The following is a 16,933-nucleotide window of genomic DNA, read 5'->3' on the forward strand; positions in this document are numbered from 1 at the left end:
CTTCAGGCCGCGACGAGGTAGGAGAAGACCGACTCTAGGGACTCGTCGGAGGGCGAGACCGTGAGGAGCCGGATGCCGTGCTCCCGGGCGACCCGGGGCAGCAGCGCGGTAAACCGTGCGAAGTCGACCGCCTGGATGCGCAACGCGCCCTCCTTGAGGTCGACTTCGATGCCGGCCGTCGAGGGGTCGGCGATCAGCGCGGCGGCCAGGGCGCGGTCGTCGCTGGAGCGGATCAGATAGCGGTGGGGCCGGTCCGTCATCAGCCTGCGGATCCTGCGGAAGTCACCGCTCGCCGCGTGCCGCCCGGCGACGATCACCTCGATGTGCGAGGCCAGTTGCTCGACCTCTTCGAGGATGTGCGAGGAGAAGAGGACCGTGCGGCCCTGGTCCCCCATCGTGCGCAGGAGCTCCATCAGCTGCATGCGCTGGCGGGGGTCCATGCCGTTGAACGGCTCGTCGAGCAGCAGCACTGCCGGATCGTGGACCAGGGCGGAGGCCATCTTCACGCGCTGGCGCATGCCCTTGGAGTACGTGGAGATCTTCCGGTCCTGCGCGTACTCCATCTCGACCGTGGCCAGCGCCTTCTTGGCGGCCCGCTCGTCGAGTCCGTGCAACTCCGCGTTGGCCACGACGAATTCGCGGCCCGTGAGGAAGTCGTACATGGCCTCGCGCTCGGGGACGATGCCGATGTTCTTGTAGATCTGTTCGTTCCGCCAGATCGGCTGGTCGTCGAGGGTGACGCTGCCCGTGGAGGGGGCGAGGAAGCCGCCCATCATGTTGATGAGGGTCGACTTGCCCGCGCCGTTCGGACCGAGGAGGCCCGTGACGCCAGGGCCGATGTTCATGGTGATGTCGTTGACCGCCACCACGTTCCCGAACCAGCGGGAGGTGTGGTCGATGTTGATCGTGCTCACAGCCCGACCTTTCGGTAGCGGCGCATCAGCGCGCCGTAGCAGCCCGCGATGAGGCCGAGGACGACGAGTACGTACACGACGCCCACGCCGGACGAGGGGCCTTCCCCTCCGGGGAAGGCCGAGGTCGCGCCGAGGAAGGCGGTCTGTACGCCGTCGATGAGCGTGATCGGCGAGAAGAGCCCGAGCCAGGTGATGGCGTCGGTGCTGCCCTGGTCGTACGCGATGGCCTGGACCGTGGACACCGCTCCGTAGGTGATGGTCAGGACGGCGATGACGGCCGCGATGCCGAATCCTCGGCGGGGTGTGATCGCCGAGATGACCAGGGCGATGCCGGAGAAGAGCAGGGAGAGCAGCGCCACGGAGACGAGTCCCTGGGCGAATCCCGCGCTCTGGTCGGCGAAGTCGAGCTTGGCGAGCAGCGCCCCTACGTAGAGCACGAGGAGCGGGGCGGCCGTGAGGACGAAGAGCGCCGAGGTCATCGCGGTGAACTTCGCCAGGACGTAGTCACCGCGCTCGATGGGGCGGGAGAAGTAGAGCGGGACGGTCTTGAACCGCAGGTCGCGGGAGACGGTCTGCGGGGCCTGGGCGGCCAGGAAGAGGCTGATGACGGCCTGCATCACGATCGCGTAGCGCGTGTAGTCGAGGGGGAGCTCGTCGGCCTTGGTGGCCACGGCGACCGCCACCATGATCGCCGCGGGCAGGCACATCACCGCGAAGAGGATCATCGGCAGGACCTTGGACTTGGCGGAGCGCCCGAGGCCGTACGCGCCGCGCAGGCTCTGGGAGAAGAGCGAGCGGCGGGCATAGGCACGGCCGAGCCGCTGCCCGTCGTAGTTCCGGTACCCGATGTTGTGGATGCGGGTGGACTCAGGGGTGCGAGTCGAATCAGGGGTGCGGGTGGAATCAGTGCTCATCGCGTCGGCCTCCTGTCTGCTGTGCGGCGGCCGCGGTGGCTGCCCAGGCGGCCGCGCGTTCGGAGACGGGCTCCTGGACGGGCTCCTGGTGCGGCTCGTCCTTGAAGACCTCCGCGATGTGGTGCCTGCGCTGTTCCATCCTGACCAGGCCGAGGCCGAGGTCGGCGACGAGGTCGCGCACGAGGTCGTACGTCTCCTCGCCCTCGGCGGTGAGCAGGATCGTGTGGCCCGCGCCGGGGAGTTCGCCCCCGGTCTCCGTGTCGATGCCGCGCTCCTGGAGCGCGTCGCGCAGCGTGCGGGTGCCGTCGGGGTGGTCGTCGGTGTCCGTGACCTCGACGGCCAGGGTCGTGGTGGTCTGGGTGAAGTCGGTGGTGGAGCTGGACCGCAGGAGCTTGCCGCCGTCGATGACGACGACGTGGTCGCAGGTGCGCTCCAGCTCACCGAGGAGGTGTGAGGTGACCAGGACGGAGATGCCGAAGTCGGTGTGGACGCGGCGGATCAGGCCGAGCATCTCGTCGCGTCCGACCGGGTCCAGGCCGTTCGTCGGCTCGTCCAGGAAGACCAGCTGGGGGTCGTGGACGAGCGCCTGGGCGAGCTTCACGCGCTGCTTCATCCCGGTCGAATAGCCGCCCATCGGGCGGTAACGCTCTTCGTAGAGCCCGACATGGCGCAGGGTGTCCGCGGTGCGCTCGCGGGCCGCGGTGGGCGGGAGGCCGGACATGCGCGCCATGTGGACGACGAACTCGGTGGCCGAGACGTCGGGGGGCAGGCAGTCGTGCTCCGGCATGTACCCCACGCGCTCGCGGATCTCGCCGCCGCGGGTGGCGACGTCGAGTCCGAGCACGGCGGCCCGGCCCTCCGTGGCGGGGGACAGACCCAGCAGGATCTTGATCAGTGTGGACTTGCCGGCTCCATTGGCTCCGACGAGTCCGGTCACACCGGGCCCGATGTCCATGGAGAGCCGGTCAAGCGCGGTCACCCTCGGGAACCGCTTGCTCAGGCTTTCGGTCGCGATCACAGTCACGGTTCGACCGTAGTGGCGCACACCACACCGGGGCGTCAGACCAGGGGCTTGCCCTGCCCTCACTCTGGAGTATTACGGGCCCGTAGGGGTCGTCCGGAAGTCGACCCCTGGGGGTTCTTCCGGACCTTGCCCGCAGGGTTGGGCAGAACTATTGACGTAGCCGCTGGGCATTGTCACATTCATCAGTGTCAAGTTACGACCGCGTACGGCGATGGACCGGACACGGGAAGACCGGACTCGGGACGGACGGTGGCATGACCTCAGCAGTGGCAGGCGAACTCTCCGCGGAACTGCGGGGGTTCAGAGAGGTACAGACCCTTGCGTACGCATGCGCGGAAGCAGTCGCGGCACAGCTCAAGCCGGGTGTGACGGAGCGCGAGGCGGCGCGGATGCAGCGCGAGTGGCTGCGCGAGCGGGGCGTGCGGGACTGGTTCCACCTGCCCTTCGCCTGGTTCGGGGACCGCACGGCGTTCGTGAACTTCCGGATACCGCTGCAGTTCTTCCCCACCAACCGCAGGCTGGAGCCGGGGATGCCGTTCATCCTCGACATGGCCCCGGTCTACAAGGGGTTCACGGCGGACATCGGCTATTCCGGCTGTCTCGGCCTCAACCCCGTGCACGACAAGCTCCTCGCCGATCTGGAGGCGCACCGCGAGCTGCTCCTGCGCGAGGTCCGCGAGCGCCGCCCGCTCCGCGAGATCTACGAGGACGTCGACCGCCTCATGGTCCGCCAGGGCTATGCGAACCGTCATAGGGCATATCCGTTCGGTGTCATCGCGCACAAGATCGACCGGGTCAAGGAGCGCCGCCTGACCCCGCACCTCTTCGGGTTCGGCACGCAGTCGCTGAAGGGCCTGGCGAGCGACGCCCTGCACGGCCACCGGGACGGCTGGTCGCCGCTGTGGTCCCCGTACAAGTTCTCCGACCACCCGCCCCGGAAGGGGCTCTGGGCGGTCGAGCCGCACCTCGGATTCAGGGGTACGGGCGCGAAGTTCGAGGAGATCCTGGTCGTCACCGACTCCAAGGATCCCGAACAGAGCGCGTTCTGGCTGGACGACGATCTGCCGCATGTGCGGCGCTGGGCTGAGGAGAGGGCCGCCGCATGACGACCGGAGACACGACCGGAGACATCGCCGAGGGCACCGGCAAGGACACCGGCGGGGGCCTGCGGGACGCGCGCGAGCGCTGGGTGCGGACGGGCGGGGTGGAGCTGTGCGTCGCCGAGCTCGGCGACCCGGACCGGCCCACGGTCCTGCTGGTCCACGGCTACCCGGACTCCAAGGAGGTGTGGTCCGAGGTCGCCGAGCGCCTCGCCGACCACTTCCACGTCGTGCTGTACGACGTCCGGGGCCACGGCAGGTCCACCGCCCCGCAGCCGCTGCGCGGCGGCTTCACCCTGGAGAAGCTGACCGACGACTTCGTGGCGGTCATCGACACGGTCAGCCCGGACAAGCCGGTGCACGTGGTCGGGCACGACTGGGGATCGGTGCAGTCCTGGGAGTTCGTCACGGTCAAGCGGACGGAGGGCCGCATCGCGTCCTTCACCTCGATGTCGGGGCCCTCGCTCGACCACTTCGGTCACTGGATCAAGCAGCGCATGTCCCGGCCGACCCCCCGCAAGGTCGGCCAACTGCTCGGCCAGGGCGCCAAGTCCTGGTACGTGTACATGCTGCACACCCCGGTCCTTCCCGAGCTCGCCTGGCGCGGGCCGCTCGGCAAGCAGTGGCCGAAGATCCTGCAGCGCGTGGAGAAGGTCCCCGCGGGCGACTATCCGACGGCGTCGCTGCCCCAGGACGCCGCGCACGGCGCCTGGCTCTACCGGGACAACGTCCGCGCGAGGCTGCGCAAGCCGCGCCCCGATGCGTACGCCCACGCGCCCGTGCAGCTCATCACGCCCTCCGGGGACATCTTCCTGTCCGAGCGGCTCTACGACGAGCTGGAGCTGTGGGCCCCGCAGCTGGTCCGCCGCACCCTCCCTGCCAAGCACTGGGTGCCGCGCACCAGGCCCGACCAGCTGTCGGCGTGGATCGGCGAGTTCATCACGGCGAACGAGGACGGGCTGCCCACCAAGGACAGCGCCGCCACCGGGAAGCACGCCGACCGGTTCGGCGGCCAGCTCGTCCTGGTCACCGGGGCGGGCAGCGGCATCGGTCGGGCCACCGCCTTCGCGTTCGCCGAGTCGGGCGCGCGCGTGGTGGCCGTCGACCGGGACGCGGAGAGCGCGGCCCGCACGGCGGAGATGTCCCGCCTGATAGGCGCCCCTGATGCCTGGGGCGAGGCGGTCGACGTCTCCGACGAGCAGGCCATGGAGAAGCTCGCCGCCCGCGTCGCCGCGGAGTACGGCGTGGTGGACGTCCTCGTGAACAACGCGGGCATCGGCCTCGCGGGCTCCTTCCTCGACACCACCGGCGAGGACTGGAAGAAGGTCCTCGACGTCAATCTGTGGGGTGTGATCCACGGCTGCAGGCTCTTCGGCAAGCAGATGGCCGAGCGCGGCCAGGGCGGTCACATCGTGAACACCGCGTCGGCGGCGGCGTATCAGCCGTCGAAGACCCTGCCCGCCTACAGCACCTCGAAGGCGGCGGTCCTGATGCTCAGCGAGTGCCTGCGCGCGGAGCTCGCGGACCAGGGCATCGGCGTCTCCGCGATCTGCCCGGGCTTCGTGAACACGAACATCACGACGACGTCCCGTTTCGTCGGCGTCGGGGCGGACGAGGAGAAGCGCCGCCAGAAGAAGTCCGCCCGGCTGTACGGCCTGCGGAACTACCCGCCGGAGAAGGTCGCCGACGCGATCCTGCACGCCGTCGTGAAGAACCAGGCGGTGGTCCCGGTCACCCCCGAGGCCCGCGGTGCCCGCTTCATGTCGCGCTTCAGCCCCAAGGCCCTGCGTGCGATAGCCCGATTGGAGCCGCCGTTGTGAGCAAGGAGAAGGATCCCGACACACGCGCCGAGGAGCACTACACGATCGTTCCGCGCCGGGTCTCGTTCGACTGGGACGGGACACCGCTGCACTGGATACCGGACGAGCCGACCGCCACCCACGTCATCAACGTCCTGCATCTGCTTCTCCCTGCGGGGGAGCGGTGGTTCGTGAAGGTCTTCAAGGAAGGCCTGCCGCTGATCACCGACCCGGTGCTGCGCGGGGACGTCAAGGGGTTCATGGGCCAGGAGGCCACGCACAGCGTGCAGCACGCGCACGTGCTGGACCACCTGGCCGCCCAGCGCCTCGACACCGCCGACTTCACCCGGTACGTCGACTTCCTCTTCGAGCGGCTCCTCGGCGAGAGGCCGCCGCTGGGAGCACCGGTGCCGACGCAGGAGTGGCTGCGCTTCCGGCTGTCGATCATCGCCGCCATCGAGCAGTTCACGGCGGTCCTGGGCAACTGGGTCCTGCACGCCGAGGGCCTCGACCGCGCGGGGTCCGACGAGGTGATGCTCGACCTGCTGCGATGGCACGGCGCGGAGGAGGTCGAGCACCGCGCGGTCGCCTTCGACATGTTCCAGCACTGCGGCCGCCGGGGCCTGCCCCGGTATGCCCGCCGTATCGCGGGCATGACGGTCACGGCGCCGGTGATGCTGTACCTGTGGATGTGGGGCACCGCCTATCTGATCCGCAACGACCCCCAACTGGCGGGCCGCTTGCGGTACTCACTGGCGGAGCACAACAGGGCGGTCAAGAAGGGCCTGTTGCCCACCTGGCGCGAGCTCGGCACGGCGATACCGCGCTACCTGCGACGGTCGTACCATCCCTCACAGGAAGGCTCGTTGCGCAAGGCCGTCGAGTATCTGGCGCAGTCGCCCGCGGCGCGGGTGGCGGCGGGCGCGATCGGCCGGACGGCCACCGGCTAGGGCTTTGGGGCCCGGGGGCCCGGGCCGGTCTTCGGCGCAAGGCTTCGGCACGAGTCATCACGGAGGACGGGCAGCGTGGAGTACCGCATCGAGGACCTGGCGCACCACAGCGGTGCGACGGTCCGCACGATCCGCGCCTATCAGGACCGCGGGCTGCTGCCCCGCCCGGAGCGGCGCGGCCGGGCCAATGTGTACGGGGACGCGCACCTGGCGCGGCTGCGGCAGATCGCGGATCTGCTTGACCGTGGGTACACCCTGGCCTCCATCAAGGAGCTCCTGGAGGCCTGGGACGCCGGGCGCGGCCTGGGCGGGGTGCTCGGCCTCGCCGCCGAGGTCGACGGGCCGTGGACGGACGAGAAGGCGGACCGGATCACCCGCGCGGAGCTCGACGCGGCGTTCGGCGGCAATCCGGACGAGGCGGCGGTGGCCGACGCGGTCGCGCTCGGTGTGCTCGAACCGGTGCCGGGACGCGAGGACGAGTTCCTGGTGCCGAGCCCTCAAGAATTGTCCGTGGCGGTGGAGTTGTACGCGGCCGGGGTTCCGCTGTCCGCAATTTCGGGGCATTTGCGCGAGTTGAGGGGGCAGGTCGAGCACATAGCTTCCCGTTTCCTGGAGTTCACCACCGAGCACGTCTTCGCGCGCTATCTCGATCACCACCCGCCGACGGAGGCGGACGCGGCCGAGGCGGCGTCTCTCGTACGCAAGCTGCGACCGCTCGCCCAGCAGTCGGTCGACGCGGAACTGGCCCGCGCCATGCGCTTGTTCGCCACCCAGCACCTCCGTCAGCATCTGGAGTCGGGAGGGCAGGCGCCTCTCGCTGAAGAGCCACAGAAGGTGGCACTCCCCGCCTCCACAATGCAGGCCGTGCAGGCCCTGGTTGGCGATGCGAACGCGGCTGCGTTCATCGCGGCGGCTGCCGAACGTGAGGTACAGACAAGGACATTGGACGCACTTGCGGCAATTCCACCCACAGACAGTCAAGTTGGCCAAATACCGCCTACCGCTTGAGAGTTGTCCACAGAATCACCAACTAGCCTGTGGATAACTCGACTTGGCTGTGGATCAAACCTTTGAGCTGCCATTTCTCGATGAAATGCCGGTGGACGAAAATCGAGTGCGCGGAGAACGGAAGACCGAGACGCTGAAGACATGAAAGAAGGGCCCGCCTCAGCGGAAGAACATCGCACCGTGAAGGTGTCCAAATACCTGTCGAGGCATCTGCGCCACAGCCCGGAGCGGATCGGACTCACCCTCGACGCGAACGGCTGGGTGGAGATCGACGCGCTCCTTGCCGCTGCCGCCGCCCACCGCTTCCCCATCACACGGGCCGAGCTCGACCACGTGGTGGCCGTCAACGACAAGCAGCGCTTCGCCGTCGAGGACGGCCGGATCCGCGCCAGCCAGGGCCACTCCGTCGACGTCGACCTCGATCTGCCCCCTGCGGCCCCGCCCGCGTACCTCTACCACGGCACCATCGCCGCCCGGCTGGCCGCGATCCGCGCCGAAGGCCTGCGCCCCATGAACCGGCACGCGGTGCATCTCTCGCCCGACCGCGAGACCGCGACACGCGTCGGCGCCCGCCGGGGACGGCCCGTCGTCCTGTCCGTGGACGCGGGCGCCATGCACCGCGAGGGACACCTCTTCCAGGTCAGCGCCAACGGCGTCTGGCTCACGGCCTCCGTCCCGCCCGGCTTCCTGCGGTTTCCCGGCCCGCGCTGATCCCGGGCCCCCACTGGTCCGGGCCCGCAGTGGTCCTCGTCCGGCGCCTTCAGCCGAGCTGGGCCACGGCCTCCGTGGCGATCTTCTCGAAGACCGCCTGGTCCGCGGCGAAGTCGGAGCCGGGGATCGGCCAGTGGACGGCGAGCTCGGTGAAGCCGAGCTCCTGGTGGCGTCCCGCGAAGTCCACGAAGGCGTCCAGCGACTCCAGCGGGCCGTTGCGGTCCGGGGTGAACCCCGTCAGAAGGATCTTGTCCAGTTCGGCCACGTCACGACCGGCCTCCGCGCACGCCTTGCCGAGCTTGTCGACCTGCCCCCGGATCGCCTCGCGGGACTGCTCGGGCGTGCCCGCCTCGAAGAGCTTCGGGTCCCCCGTGGTCACCCACGCCTGCCCGTGCCGGGCCGCGAGCCGCAGACCGCGCGGGCCGGTGGCCGCGACGGCGAAGGGCAGCCTCGGCCGCTGCGCACAGCCCGGGATGTTGCGCGCCTCGCGCGCCGAGTAGAAGGTCCCCTCGTACGTCACCGAGTCCTCGGTCAGCAGCCGGTCGAGCAGCGGCACGAACTCCCCGAACCGGTCGGCGCGCTCGCGCGGGGTCCAGGGCTCCTCGTCGCCCTTCAGCAGCGTCGTGGCGTCGAAACCGTTGCCGCCCGCGCCGATGCCGAGCGTGATCCGGCCACCGGAGATGTCGTCCAGCGAGATGAGCTCCTTGGCGAGCGTCACCGGGTGCCGGAAGTTGGGCGACGTGACGAGCGTCCCCAGACGCAGCCGCTCGGTGGCCGTCGCGGCGGCCGTCAGCGTGGGCACCGCGCCGAACCACGGGCCGTCACGGAACGTGCGCCAGGCCAGGTGGTCGTAAGTGTACGCCGTGTGGAAGCCGAGCTCCTCGGCACGCAGCCACTGATCGCGGCCGCCCTCGTTCCAGCGGCGTACGGGAAGAATCACGGTGCTCAGGCGCAGACTCATGTCTCAGAGCTTACGGCGACCGGCTCGACGCGCGAGGGCCGCGAGGTGCGCCCGCCCACTCAAATGTGCGCCCCAGCGCACGGCCGTGCAGGCATGTGCGGGACAATCGATGGCGTGACCTCAGCTACCCCAGGGCCCCAGACCCCGGCCTCCACCGCCCCCGCAGCCAGCAGCCAGGCCGCACCGCGGCCGCGGCCCCGGCTGATCGCGACGGACCTGGACGGCACGTTGCTGCGCGACGACAAGTCGGTCTCGGACCGCACCGTCGCCGCCCTCGCGGCCGCCGAGGCAGCGGGGATCGAGGTCTTCTTCGTGACCGGCCGCCCGGCCCGCTGGATGGACGTCGTCAGCGCCCACGTCCACGGTCACGGCCTCGCCATCTGCGGCAACGGCGCCGCGGTCGTCGACCTGCACGGCGGCCCCGGCACCCACAGCTTCGTCAAGATCCGCGAGCTGGCGCGGGAGCGCGCGCTCGACGTCGTCCGCAGGCTGCGCGCCGCCGCGCCTGGCACGTCCTTCGCGATCGAGCGGACCGGGGGACTGCACCACGAGGAGACGTACCCGCCGCTCCACATGGAGCCGGGCGAGAGCGTCGCGCCCGCCGAGAAGCTCCTCGCCGAGGCCCTCGCGGACTCCACGGGCGTCGAGCAGCCCGTCCTGAAGGTGCTCGCCTTCCACCCCGGTCTCGCGCCCGACGAGTTCCTGGTGCTCGCCCGCGCGGCCATCGGCGACCGCGCCACCGTCACCCGGTCGAGCCCCAGCGCCCTCCTGGAGATCAGCGGACCCGGCGTCTCCAAGGCGAGCACCCTGGAGCTGTGCTGCGCCGAGCGCGGCATCACCCCTGCGGAAGTCGTCGCCTTCGGAGACATGCCGAACGACATCGAGATGCTCGCCTGGGCGGGTACGTCGTACGCGATGGGCAACGCCCACCCGGACGTCATCGCCGCGGCCTCCGGACGCACGGTCGCCAACAACGAGGACGGCGTCGCGGTCGTGATCGAGCAGATACTGATCTAGAGCAGGCGCTCGACGACTCAGAGGTCACGCTTCACAGGCGATGCAGAGCACGCGCTTCACAACGTGACGCCCCGCTCCGCCAGCCACTTCCGCGGGTCGACCGCCGACCCCAGGTAGGGCGTGAGCCGCGTCTCGAAGTGCAGGTGCGGGCCGGTCGAGTTGCCGGTCGTACCGGCCTGCCCGACCCACTGCCCCGCCCGCACCCGGTCCCCCTGGTCGACGGTGACGGCCGCGAGGTGCGCGTACTGCGTGAAGTACCCGCCCTTGTGCCGCACCACGACCTCGATGCCGAAGCCCCCGCCGCACGACACGCTCTCCACCCGCCCGGCGCCGACCGACCGCACGGGCGTCCCGATGCCGACCGCGAAGTCCTGCCCGGTGTGCCGGTGGGACCAGCGCTCACCCGCGCTGTCGAAGCCCGCCGAGAGCTCGTAGGACTCCACCGGCGTCACCCACGCGCGCGTGACGGGCGTCCTCTGCTGGTCCAGCCGCACGGCACCGCGGCACTGCCCCGCGGCGACCGACCGGTCGGCCTCGCCCTGGAGGGTCCACCGCGCCGTCTCCAGCTTCCGCTCGATGCCGCGCTTGAGCTCCCCAAGACGCGCGTTGTGCCGTTCCAGGGACCCTTTGGCGCGGTCCGCCCTGCGCTTGGCGACGGCCAGGCCCACCGCCGCCCGCCGGGTCTTGGTGACGGCACTGTTGACGGCCAGGTCCGCCTGCAGCATGGCCTGCTTGCCGCGCATCAGGGCGTCCGGGCTGTCGGCGAGGAGCAGTTGCGCGGTGTAGGGCAGGCCGCCGCCGGTGCGGTACTGGTCGCGGGCCAGCCTGCCCAGGTCGCCGTGCAGCACCGCCATGTGGTGCCGCTCCTTCTTCAGGAGCCGGTCCAGTTTCCGGACCTTCACCTTCTGGACGCGGGCCGCCTGTCGCCCCTCTACGTAGCGTGCGGTCGCGGCGGACGCCTCTTCGTAGAGCCGTGCCACGTCGGCGCTCGCGCTCGGCCCCTCGGAGGACGCGGCGGGAGGCGCGGGCCAGAGCAGCGCGCACAGCAGCACCGGCACACAGACGAACGGGTGCGGACGACGGCGGCTCAGAGGCATGACACGGATCGTTGCCCGCCCCGGCGGTGCGGGTCCCGTCGGACTCGTGCACTCGGGGGGCGCGGTGCCCCGTACGGCCCAGACGCATACCGCCGAACAGGGCCTCCCCGCCCTGCCCGCCGCACACGCTCAGTACGGCGCCTCCCACACCACCTTCGTACCGCCGCCCTCCTCGCCGATGCCCGGCCCGTACCAGCTGTCGCCGCCAAGCGACTCGGCACGCCGCTTGAGGTTCTTCAGGCCGCTGCGACGGCCACCCTCCGCGATGCCCACGCCGTCGTCGGCGACGGTCAGGCGCACGCCGTGCTGCCCGTCGGGAAGGACCACGGTCGAGTCGACCACGACGTCGATGCGGGCGGCCTGCGCATGCCGGAAGGCGTTGGACAGCGCCTCCCGCAGCGCCGCGATGAGGTTCTTGCCCGTCAGTTCGCCGACCACCGCGTCGACGGGGCCCACGAAGTGGTGCGAGGGCTTGAAGCCCAGCGGGACGGCAGCCATGTTGATCTCGCGCAGGACGCGGGTGCGCAGCCCCGACGGCGCCTCGGCGGGCCCCTGCTGCAGCGCGAAGATCGCCGTGCGGATCTCCTGGATCGTCACGTCCAGCTCGTCGACGGCCCTGCCGACACCGACCTGCACCTCCGGCACGACCGACCTGCGCTGCGCGCTCTCCAGCATCATCCCGGTCGCGAACAGCCGCTGGATGACGAGGTCGTGCAGGTCCCTGGCGATCCGGTCGCGGTCCTCGTACACCGCGAGCCGCTCCCGGTCCCGCTGGGCCTCGGCCATCATCAGCGCGAGTGCGGCCTGCGAGGCGAACTGGGTGGCGAGGGTCCGCTCGGCCTCGCTGAAAGGACGCGCCCCACGCGCGCGGGGCGTCACCAGCGTGCCGAGGACCCGGCCGTCGCTCTGCAGCGGCAGCATCATGACGGGGCCGTAGGCGCGGGCGATCTCGGTCATGATGCGCGGGTCGGACGCCGCGTCGTCGATGAAGACCGCCTCTCCTTCGAGGAGGTCCGCGACGATGCGGCTCTCCGGAGGGACGATCACGCCCAGCGCCCCGTTGGGCTCGTCCGAGGAGACCGCGACGATCTCCATGCCGCCCTCGTCGTCGGGCAGCAGCACGATGCCCGCGGCCGAGTCCGAGAGGTGCCTGGCCTGCTCGGCGACGACCGAGAGGGCCTCCTCGGCGTCGCTGCCGGACAGCAGCGCGGTGGTGACCGCCACGGAGCCGTCGATCCACCGTTCACGCTGCTTGGCGGCCTCGTACAGGCGTGCGTTGCCGATGGCGATGCCCGCCTCCGTGGCGAGCACCCGGACCATGTGCACGTCGTAGTCGTTGAACTCCGCCCCGTCGCGCTTCTCGGTCAGATAGAGGTTTCCGAAGATCTCTCCCTGGACGCGGATGGGGACGCCGAGGAACGAACGCATCGGTGGGTGGTGGGCCGGGAAGCCGCAGGAGCGCGGGTCGGCGGAGAGATCGGCGAGGCGCAGCGTCCGCGGCTGGTGGATGAGGGCGCCGAGCAGGCCCTTGTGGCCGTCCGGCAGGCGCCCGATCCGTTCCGCGGTCACTCCGTCGATGCCGTGGTAGACGAAGTCGGAGAGGCCCTCGCCGTCCTCGGAGACGACGCCGATCGCCGCGTAGTGGGCGTCGGCGAGCTCGGCGGCGGTCTCGCAGATGCGGTCCAGGGTGATGTGGAGTTCGAGCCCGGTGCCGACCGACCGCATGGCTTCGAGCAGTTGCGGCACCCGTGACGTCAGCTCGGGCGACAGCCCTTGGAGGCTGCGGGTCGCCCGCGCCGCCGCCTCCACCGTGTCCGGTGAGCCGTCGGGGGGCGGGGAATCGGCGGAGGCCGAGGGTGCTGACATGCCTTTGAGCCTAGTAAGTCCTATTTACAGGGGAAAGTCGAAACCGCATACGCCTGGCCACCATCGTCACCCGGCCACCAGCAGATCCGCCGCCCGCTCCACGTCCAGCATCCGCCGCAGCGGCCCCTCCGCCGCCGCAAGCTCCGCATACGTGCCGCGCTGCACCACCCGGCCCGCGTCCAGGACGAGCACCTCGTCCACGGCGTCGAGCCCGGCGAGCCGGTGCGTGATGAGCAGCGTCGTGCGCCCCTCGGTCGCGGCCAGCAGGTCGGCGGTCAGGGCGTCGGCGGTCGGCAGGTCGAGGTGTTCGGCGGGCTCGTCCAGTACGAGGACGGGGAAGTCGGCGAGGAGCGCGCGGGCCAGCGCGAGACGCTGCCGCTGCCCTCCGGAGAGCCGCGCCCCGTGCTCGCCGACGAGCGTGTCGAGACCGTCGGGCAGCGCGTAGGCCCAGCCGTCGAGCCGCGCCCGCTCCAGGGCGTCGCGCAACTCCGCGTCCGTGGCGTCCTTCTTGGCGAGCAGCAGGTTCTCGCGCACCGAGCTGTCGAAGATGTGGGCGTCCTGGGCGCACAGCCCGACCATCTCGCGCACGGTGTCGCCGTCCAGCGCCGCCGCGTCGGTGCCGCCGAGCGTGTACGTCCCTTCCTGCGCGCCGAGGAACCGCAGCAGCACCTGCGCCAGCGTCGTCTTGCCGGATCCGGAGGGGCCGACCACGGCGATCCGCCGTCCCTGTTCCAGCGTGAGGCCGACGCCCGCGAGGGCGTCCCGGTCCTGCCCCTCGTGGCGTGCGTGCAGCCCCTCGACACGGAGCGGGAAGGGCGTCTGCGGCGCCTGAGCGGGCTCGGCGGGCTCGGGTACCGGCACGGGGGCGTCGAGGACCTCGTAGACGCGCTCAGCGCTCTTCCTGACCCGCTGGCGGTACTGCACGGCGAGCGGCAGCCCCATCACCGCTTCGAAGGCGGCGAGCGGGGTGAGGACGACCGCGGCGAGGGCGACGCCGCCGAGCCGTCCGTCGTGGACCGCCTGCACGCCGACGAGTGCGGCGGCGGCCACGGTGAGCCCGGTGAAGAGGGCTCCGAGTCCGTCGCCGAGCGCGGTCGCGGTGGCGCCGCGGGAGGCGATGCGGGTCAGCTCGGCATCGGCCTCGCCCGCCTTGGCCGTACGCCGCTTCAGCGCACCGGCGACGGTCAACTCCGCGGTCCCCGTGAGCAGATCGGCCACGCGCGTGGCGAGCACCCCGCGCGCGGGAGCCAGCTTCCGCTCCGCGCGACGGGCCACGGCACCGCTCACCAGCGGCACGCCGACGCCCGCTGCGAGCAGTCCGGCGGCGAGCACGGCACCCGCCTCGGGCAGCAGCCAGGCGGTGAACCCGACGGCTCCGGCGCCGACGACGGCCGCCGCGGAGGCGGGGAGCAGCCAGCGCAGCCAGTAGTCCTGAAGGGCATCGACGTCGGCGACCAGCCGGGAGAGGAGGTCGCCGCGCCGGGCCCCGCGCAGGCCCGCCGGAGCGAGCCGCTCCAGGCGCCGGTAGACGGCGACCCGGGTGTCGGCGAGCATCCGCAGCACGGCGTCGTGCGAGACGAGGCGCTCGGCGTACCGGAACACGGCGCGGCCGATGCCGAAGGCGCGGGTCGCCGTCACGGCGATCATCAGGTACATCACCGGGGGCTGCTCCGAGGCCCGCGAGATCAGCCACCCGGAGGTGGCCATGAGGCCGACGGCGCTGGCGAGCGCGAGGGACCCGAGCAACAGAGCCAGAGCCAACTGCCCCCGCCGGGCCCGCGCTGCGTGCCTGACACGAGCCAGAACACCACCCTTCGGGCGGGCATCTTCCGGCAGCGCTACAGGCTCGGCGCCCTGCCCGTTGTGGGCAACCGTGCCGATGGGCGGCACGGATGGGCGCAACCCCCGCTGCCGAGCACCCTCCACGGAGGCACCCAGCCGGACCACCCGATCGGCGACAGCCAGCAGCGCGGGCCGGTGCACGACCAGCAGCACGGTCCGCCCCACGGCCAGCCGCCGGACCGCCTCGACCACGCCCGCCTCGGTGCCGCCGTCCAGCGCCGCCGTCGGCTCGTCGAGCAGCACCACGGGCCGGTCGGCGAGGAACGCCCGGGCCAGCGCGAGCCGTTGCCGCTGCCCGGCGGACAGCCCGGCGCCGTCCTCCCCGAGGAGGGTCTCCGCCCCGGCGGGCAGCGCGTCCACGAACTCCAGGGCGCCCGCGTCCCGGAGGGCGCCCCGCACCTGTGCACCGTCCGCATCGGGCCGCGCGAGCCGCACGTTCTCCGCGATGGTCCCGGCGAACAGGTGCGGCCGCTGCGGCACCCACGCGACCCGCTCGCGCCACCGCTCCGGCGAGACCTCCGCCAGGTCGACGCCCCCGACGCACACCCGCCCCTCGGCGGGCCGCACGAAGCCGAGCACCACGTTCAGAAGCGTCGACTTCCCCACCCCGCTGGGCCCGACGAGCGCCACGGTCTCCCCGGGCGCCACCTCGAACGACGCCCCGGAGACGGCGTCGGACGCCCGCCCCGGATACCGGACCGTCACGCCCTCCACGCTCAGGACACCCGAAGGCGCCGCCCCGGTCCCGGCGGCCGGCACCGGGGTCTCCAGGACCTCGAAGATCTCCTCGGCGGCCGAGAGCCCCTCCGCCGCCGCGTGGTACTGCGCACCGACCTGGCGCAGCGGCAGATAGGCCTCGGGCGCGAGGACGAGGACGACGAGACCGTCGTACAGCTCCATCTCGCCGTGCACGAGCCGCATGCCGATGGTCACCGCGACCAGCGCGACCGAGATCGTCGCGAGCAGTTCCAGGGCGAACGACGACAGGAAGGCGATGCGCAGCGTCCGCATCGTGGCCTGCCGGTACTCACCGGTGATCTTGCGGATCGACTCGGCCTGCGCCTTGGCGCGGCCGAACACCTTCAGGGTCGGGAGCCCCGCCACCACGTCCAGGAAGTGGCCCGACAGCCGCGAGAGGAGCCGCCATTGGCGGTCCATCCGGTTCTGCGTGGCCCAGCCGATCAGAATCATGAAGACCGGGATGAGCGGCAGCGTCACGACGATGATCGCCGCCGACACCCAGTCCTCGGTGACGATGCGGGCGAGCACCGCCACCGGCACCACCACCGCGAGCCCCAGCTGCGGCAGATAGCGCGAGAAGTAGTCGTCGAGCGCGTCCACGCCGCGCGTCGCGAGCGAGACGAGCGAACCGGTCCGCTGACCGGTCAGCCACCCCGGCCCGAGCTCCCCCGCCCGTTCCAGGAGCCGCCCCCGCAGCTCCGACTTGACCGCCGCGCTCGCCCGGTGAGCGGCGAGCTCGGTCAGCCAGGAGACCAGCCCTCGCCCCGCCGCCACCACGGCGAGCAGCACCAGCGGCGTGCCCAAGTCACCTACGGAGTGGCCTTCCTGGAAGGCCCCCACCACGATCTCGGCGATGAGCATCGCCTGCCCGACGACCAGGCCCGCCCCGGCCAGCCCGAGGACCACCACCGCAACGAGGAAGAAGCGAGTGGCGCGTGCGTACCGAAGCAGGCGCGGGTCGATCGGTTTCACGTGAAACACACCCTTCA

The 16,933-nt window shown here is 71.4% G+C and carries 13 protein-coding genes; 6 read left to right on the forward strand and 7 right to left on the reverse strand.

Features of this window, described 5'->3' with window-relative positions:
- Nucleotides 1-2 precede the first annotated feature (2 nt).
- Genes AC068B_RS24435 through AC068B_RS24445 form a run of 3 tightly spaced genes read right to left on the reverse strand, consistent with a single transcriptional unit; the run spans nt 3 to nt 2,846 of the window.
- Nucleotides 3-914 (reverse strand): ABC transporter ATP-binding protein, encoded by a 912-nt coding sequence (locus tag AC068B_RS24435; RefSeq protein ID WP_356261205.1) that lies wholly within the window; start codon nt 912-914, stop codon nt 3-5.
- A complete protein-coding gene (locus AC068B_RS24440) occupies nt 911-1,828 on the reverse strand; it encodes an ABC transporter permease (RefSeq protein ID WP_478673810.1) in 918 nt (305 codons plus the stop codon). Before AC068B_RS24440 ends, AC068B_RS24435 begins: the two co-directional genes overlap by 4 nt.
- Nucleotides 1,818-2,846: an ABC transporter ATP-binding protein gene (locus tag AC068B_RS24445; RefSeq protein WP_478674159.1), complete on the reverse strand. Its 1,029-nt coding sequence runs from the start codon at nt 2,844-2,846 to the stop codon at nt 1,818-1,820. Before AC068B_RS24445 ends, AC068B_RS24440 begins: the two co-directional genes overlap by 11 nt.
- A gap of 260 nt (nt 2,847-3,106) precedes the next feature.
- On the opposite strand from AC068B_RS24445, the gene AC068B_RS24450 reads away from it, so the two are divergent.
- From AC068B_RS24450 to AC068B_RS24470, 5 genes are all read left to right on the forward strand, one after another.
- Nucleotides 3,107-3,958, forward strand: coding sequence for a M24 family metallopeptidase (locus tag AC068B_RS24450; RefSeq protein WP_478673811.1), 852 nt, complete (start codon nt 3,107-3,109; stop codon nt 3,956-3,958).
- Nucleotides 3,955-5,772, forward strand: coding sequence for an SDR family oxidoreductase (locus AC068B_RS24455; RefSeq protein WP_478673812.1), 1,818 nt, complete (start codon nt 3,955-3,957; stop codon nt 5,770-5,772). The genes AC068B_RS24450 and AC068B_RS24455 overlap by 4 nt, the downstream gene beginning before the upstream one ends.
- Nucleotides 5,769-6,701, forward strand: a complete 933-nt coding sequence (locus AC068B_RS24460; RefSeq protein WP_478673813.1) for a metal-dependent hydrolase — start codon at nt 5,769-5,771, stop codon at nt 6,699-6,701. The genes AC068B_RS24455 and AC068B_RS24460 overlap by 4 nt, the downstream gene beginning before the upstream one ends.
- A gap of 75 nt (nt 6,702-6,776) precedes the next feature.
- The gene (locus AC068B_RS24465) at nt 6,777-7,709 is read left to right on the forward strand and encodes a MerR family transcriptional regulator (RefSeq protein WP_478673814.1); all 933 of its coding nucleotides are present in this window, start codon (nt 6,777-6,779) and stop codon (nt 7,707-7,709) included.
- Nucleotides 7,710-7,850: 141 nt separating this feature from the next.
- Entirely contained in the window at nt 7,851-8,420 is a 570-nt protein-coding gene (locus tag AC068B_RS24470) for an RNA 2'-phosphotransferase (protein ID WP_478673815.1), read from the forward strand.
- A gap of 49 nt (nt 8,421-8,469) precedes the next feature.
- Here the strand turns inward: AC068B_RS24470 and AC068B_RS24475 are convergent, their stop codons facing one another.
- Nucleotides 8,470-9,381, reverse strand: coding sequence for an LLM class flavin-dependent oxidoreductase (locus AC068B_RS24475; RefSeq protein ID WP_478673816.1), 912 nt, complete (start codon nt 9,379-9,381; stop codon nt 8,470-8,472).
- A 114-nt stretch (nt 9,382-9,495) separates the two neighbouring features.
- Here AC068B_RS24475 and AC068B_RS24480 point away from each other — a divergent pair, with 114 nt between their 5' ends.
- Nucleotides 9,496-10,398: a Cof-type HAD-IIB family hydrolase gene (locus AC068B_RS24480; RefSeq protein WP_478673817.1), complete on the forward strand. Its 903-nt coding sequence runs from the start codon at nt 9,496-9,498 to the stop codon at nt 10,396-10,398.
- 56 nt (nt 10,399-10,454) lie between these two features.
- Here AC068B_RS24480 and AC068B_RS24485 read toward each other — a convergent pair whose 3' ends face one another.
- The 3 genes from AC068B_RS24485 to cydD form a co-directional block, all read right to left on the reverse strand.
- Complete coding sequence (locus tag AC068B_RS24485; RefSeq protein ID WP_478673818.1) at nt 10,455-11,495, reverse strand: M23 family metallopeptidase; 1,041 nt, start codon at nt 11,493-11,495, stop codon at nt 10,455-10,457.
- Between the two features lie 129 nt (nt 11,496-11,624).
- Nucleotides 11,625-13,361: a sensor histidine kinase gene (locus AC068B_RS24490; protein ID WP_478673819.1), complete on the reverse strand. Its 1,737-nt coding sequence runs from the start codon at nt 13,359-13,361 to the stop codon at nt 11,625-11,627.
- A gap of 66 nt (nt 13,362-13,427) precedes the next feature.
- The gene (gene cydD, locus AC068B_RS24495) at nt 13,428-16,916 is read right to left on the reverse strand and encodes a thiol reductant ABC exporter subunit CydD (protein ID WP_478673820.1); all 3,489 of its coding nucleotides are present in this window, start codon (nt 16,914-16,916) and stop codon (nt 13,428-13,430) included.
- Nucleotides 16,917-16,933: the final 17 nt, after the last annotated feature.

This window comes from Streptomyces sp. NPDC042371 (assembly GCF_056437465.1).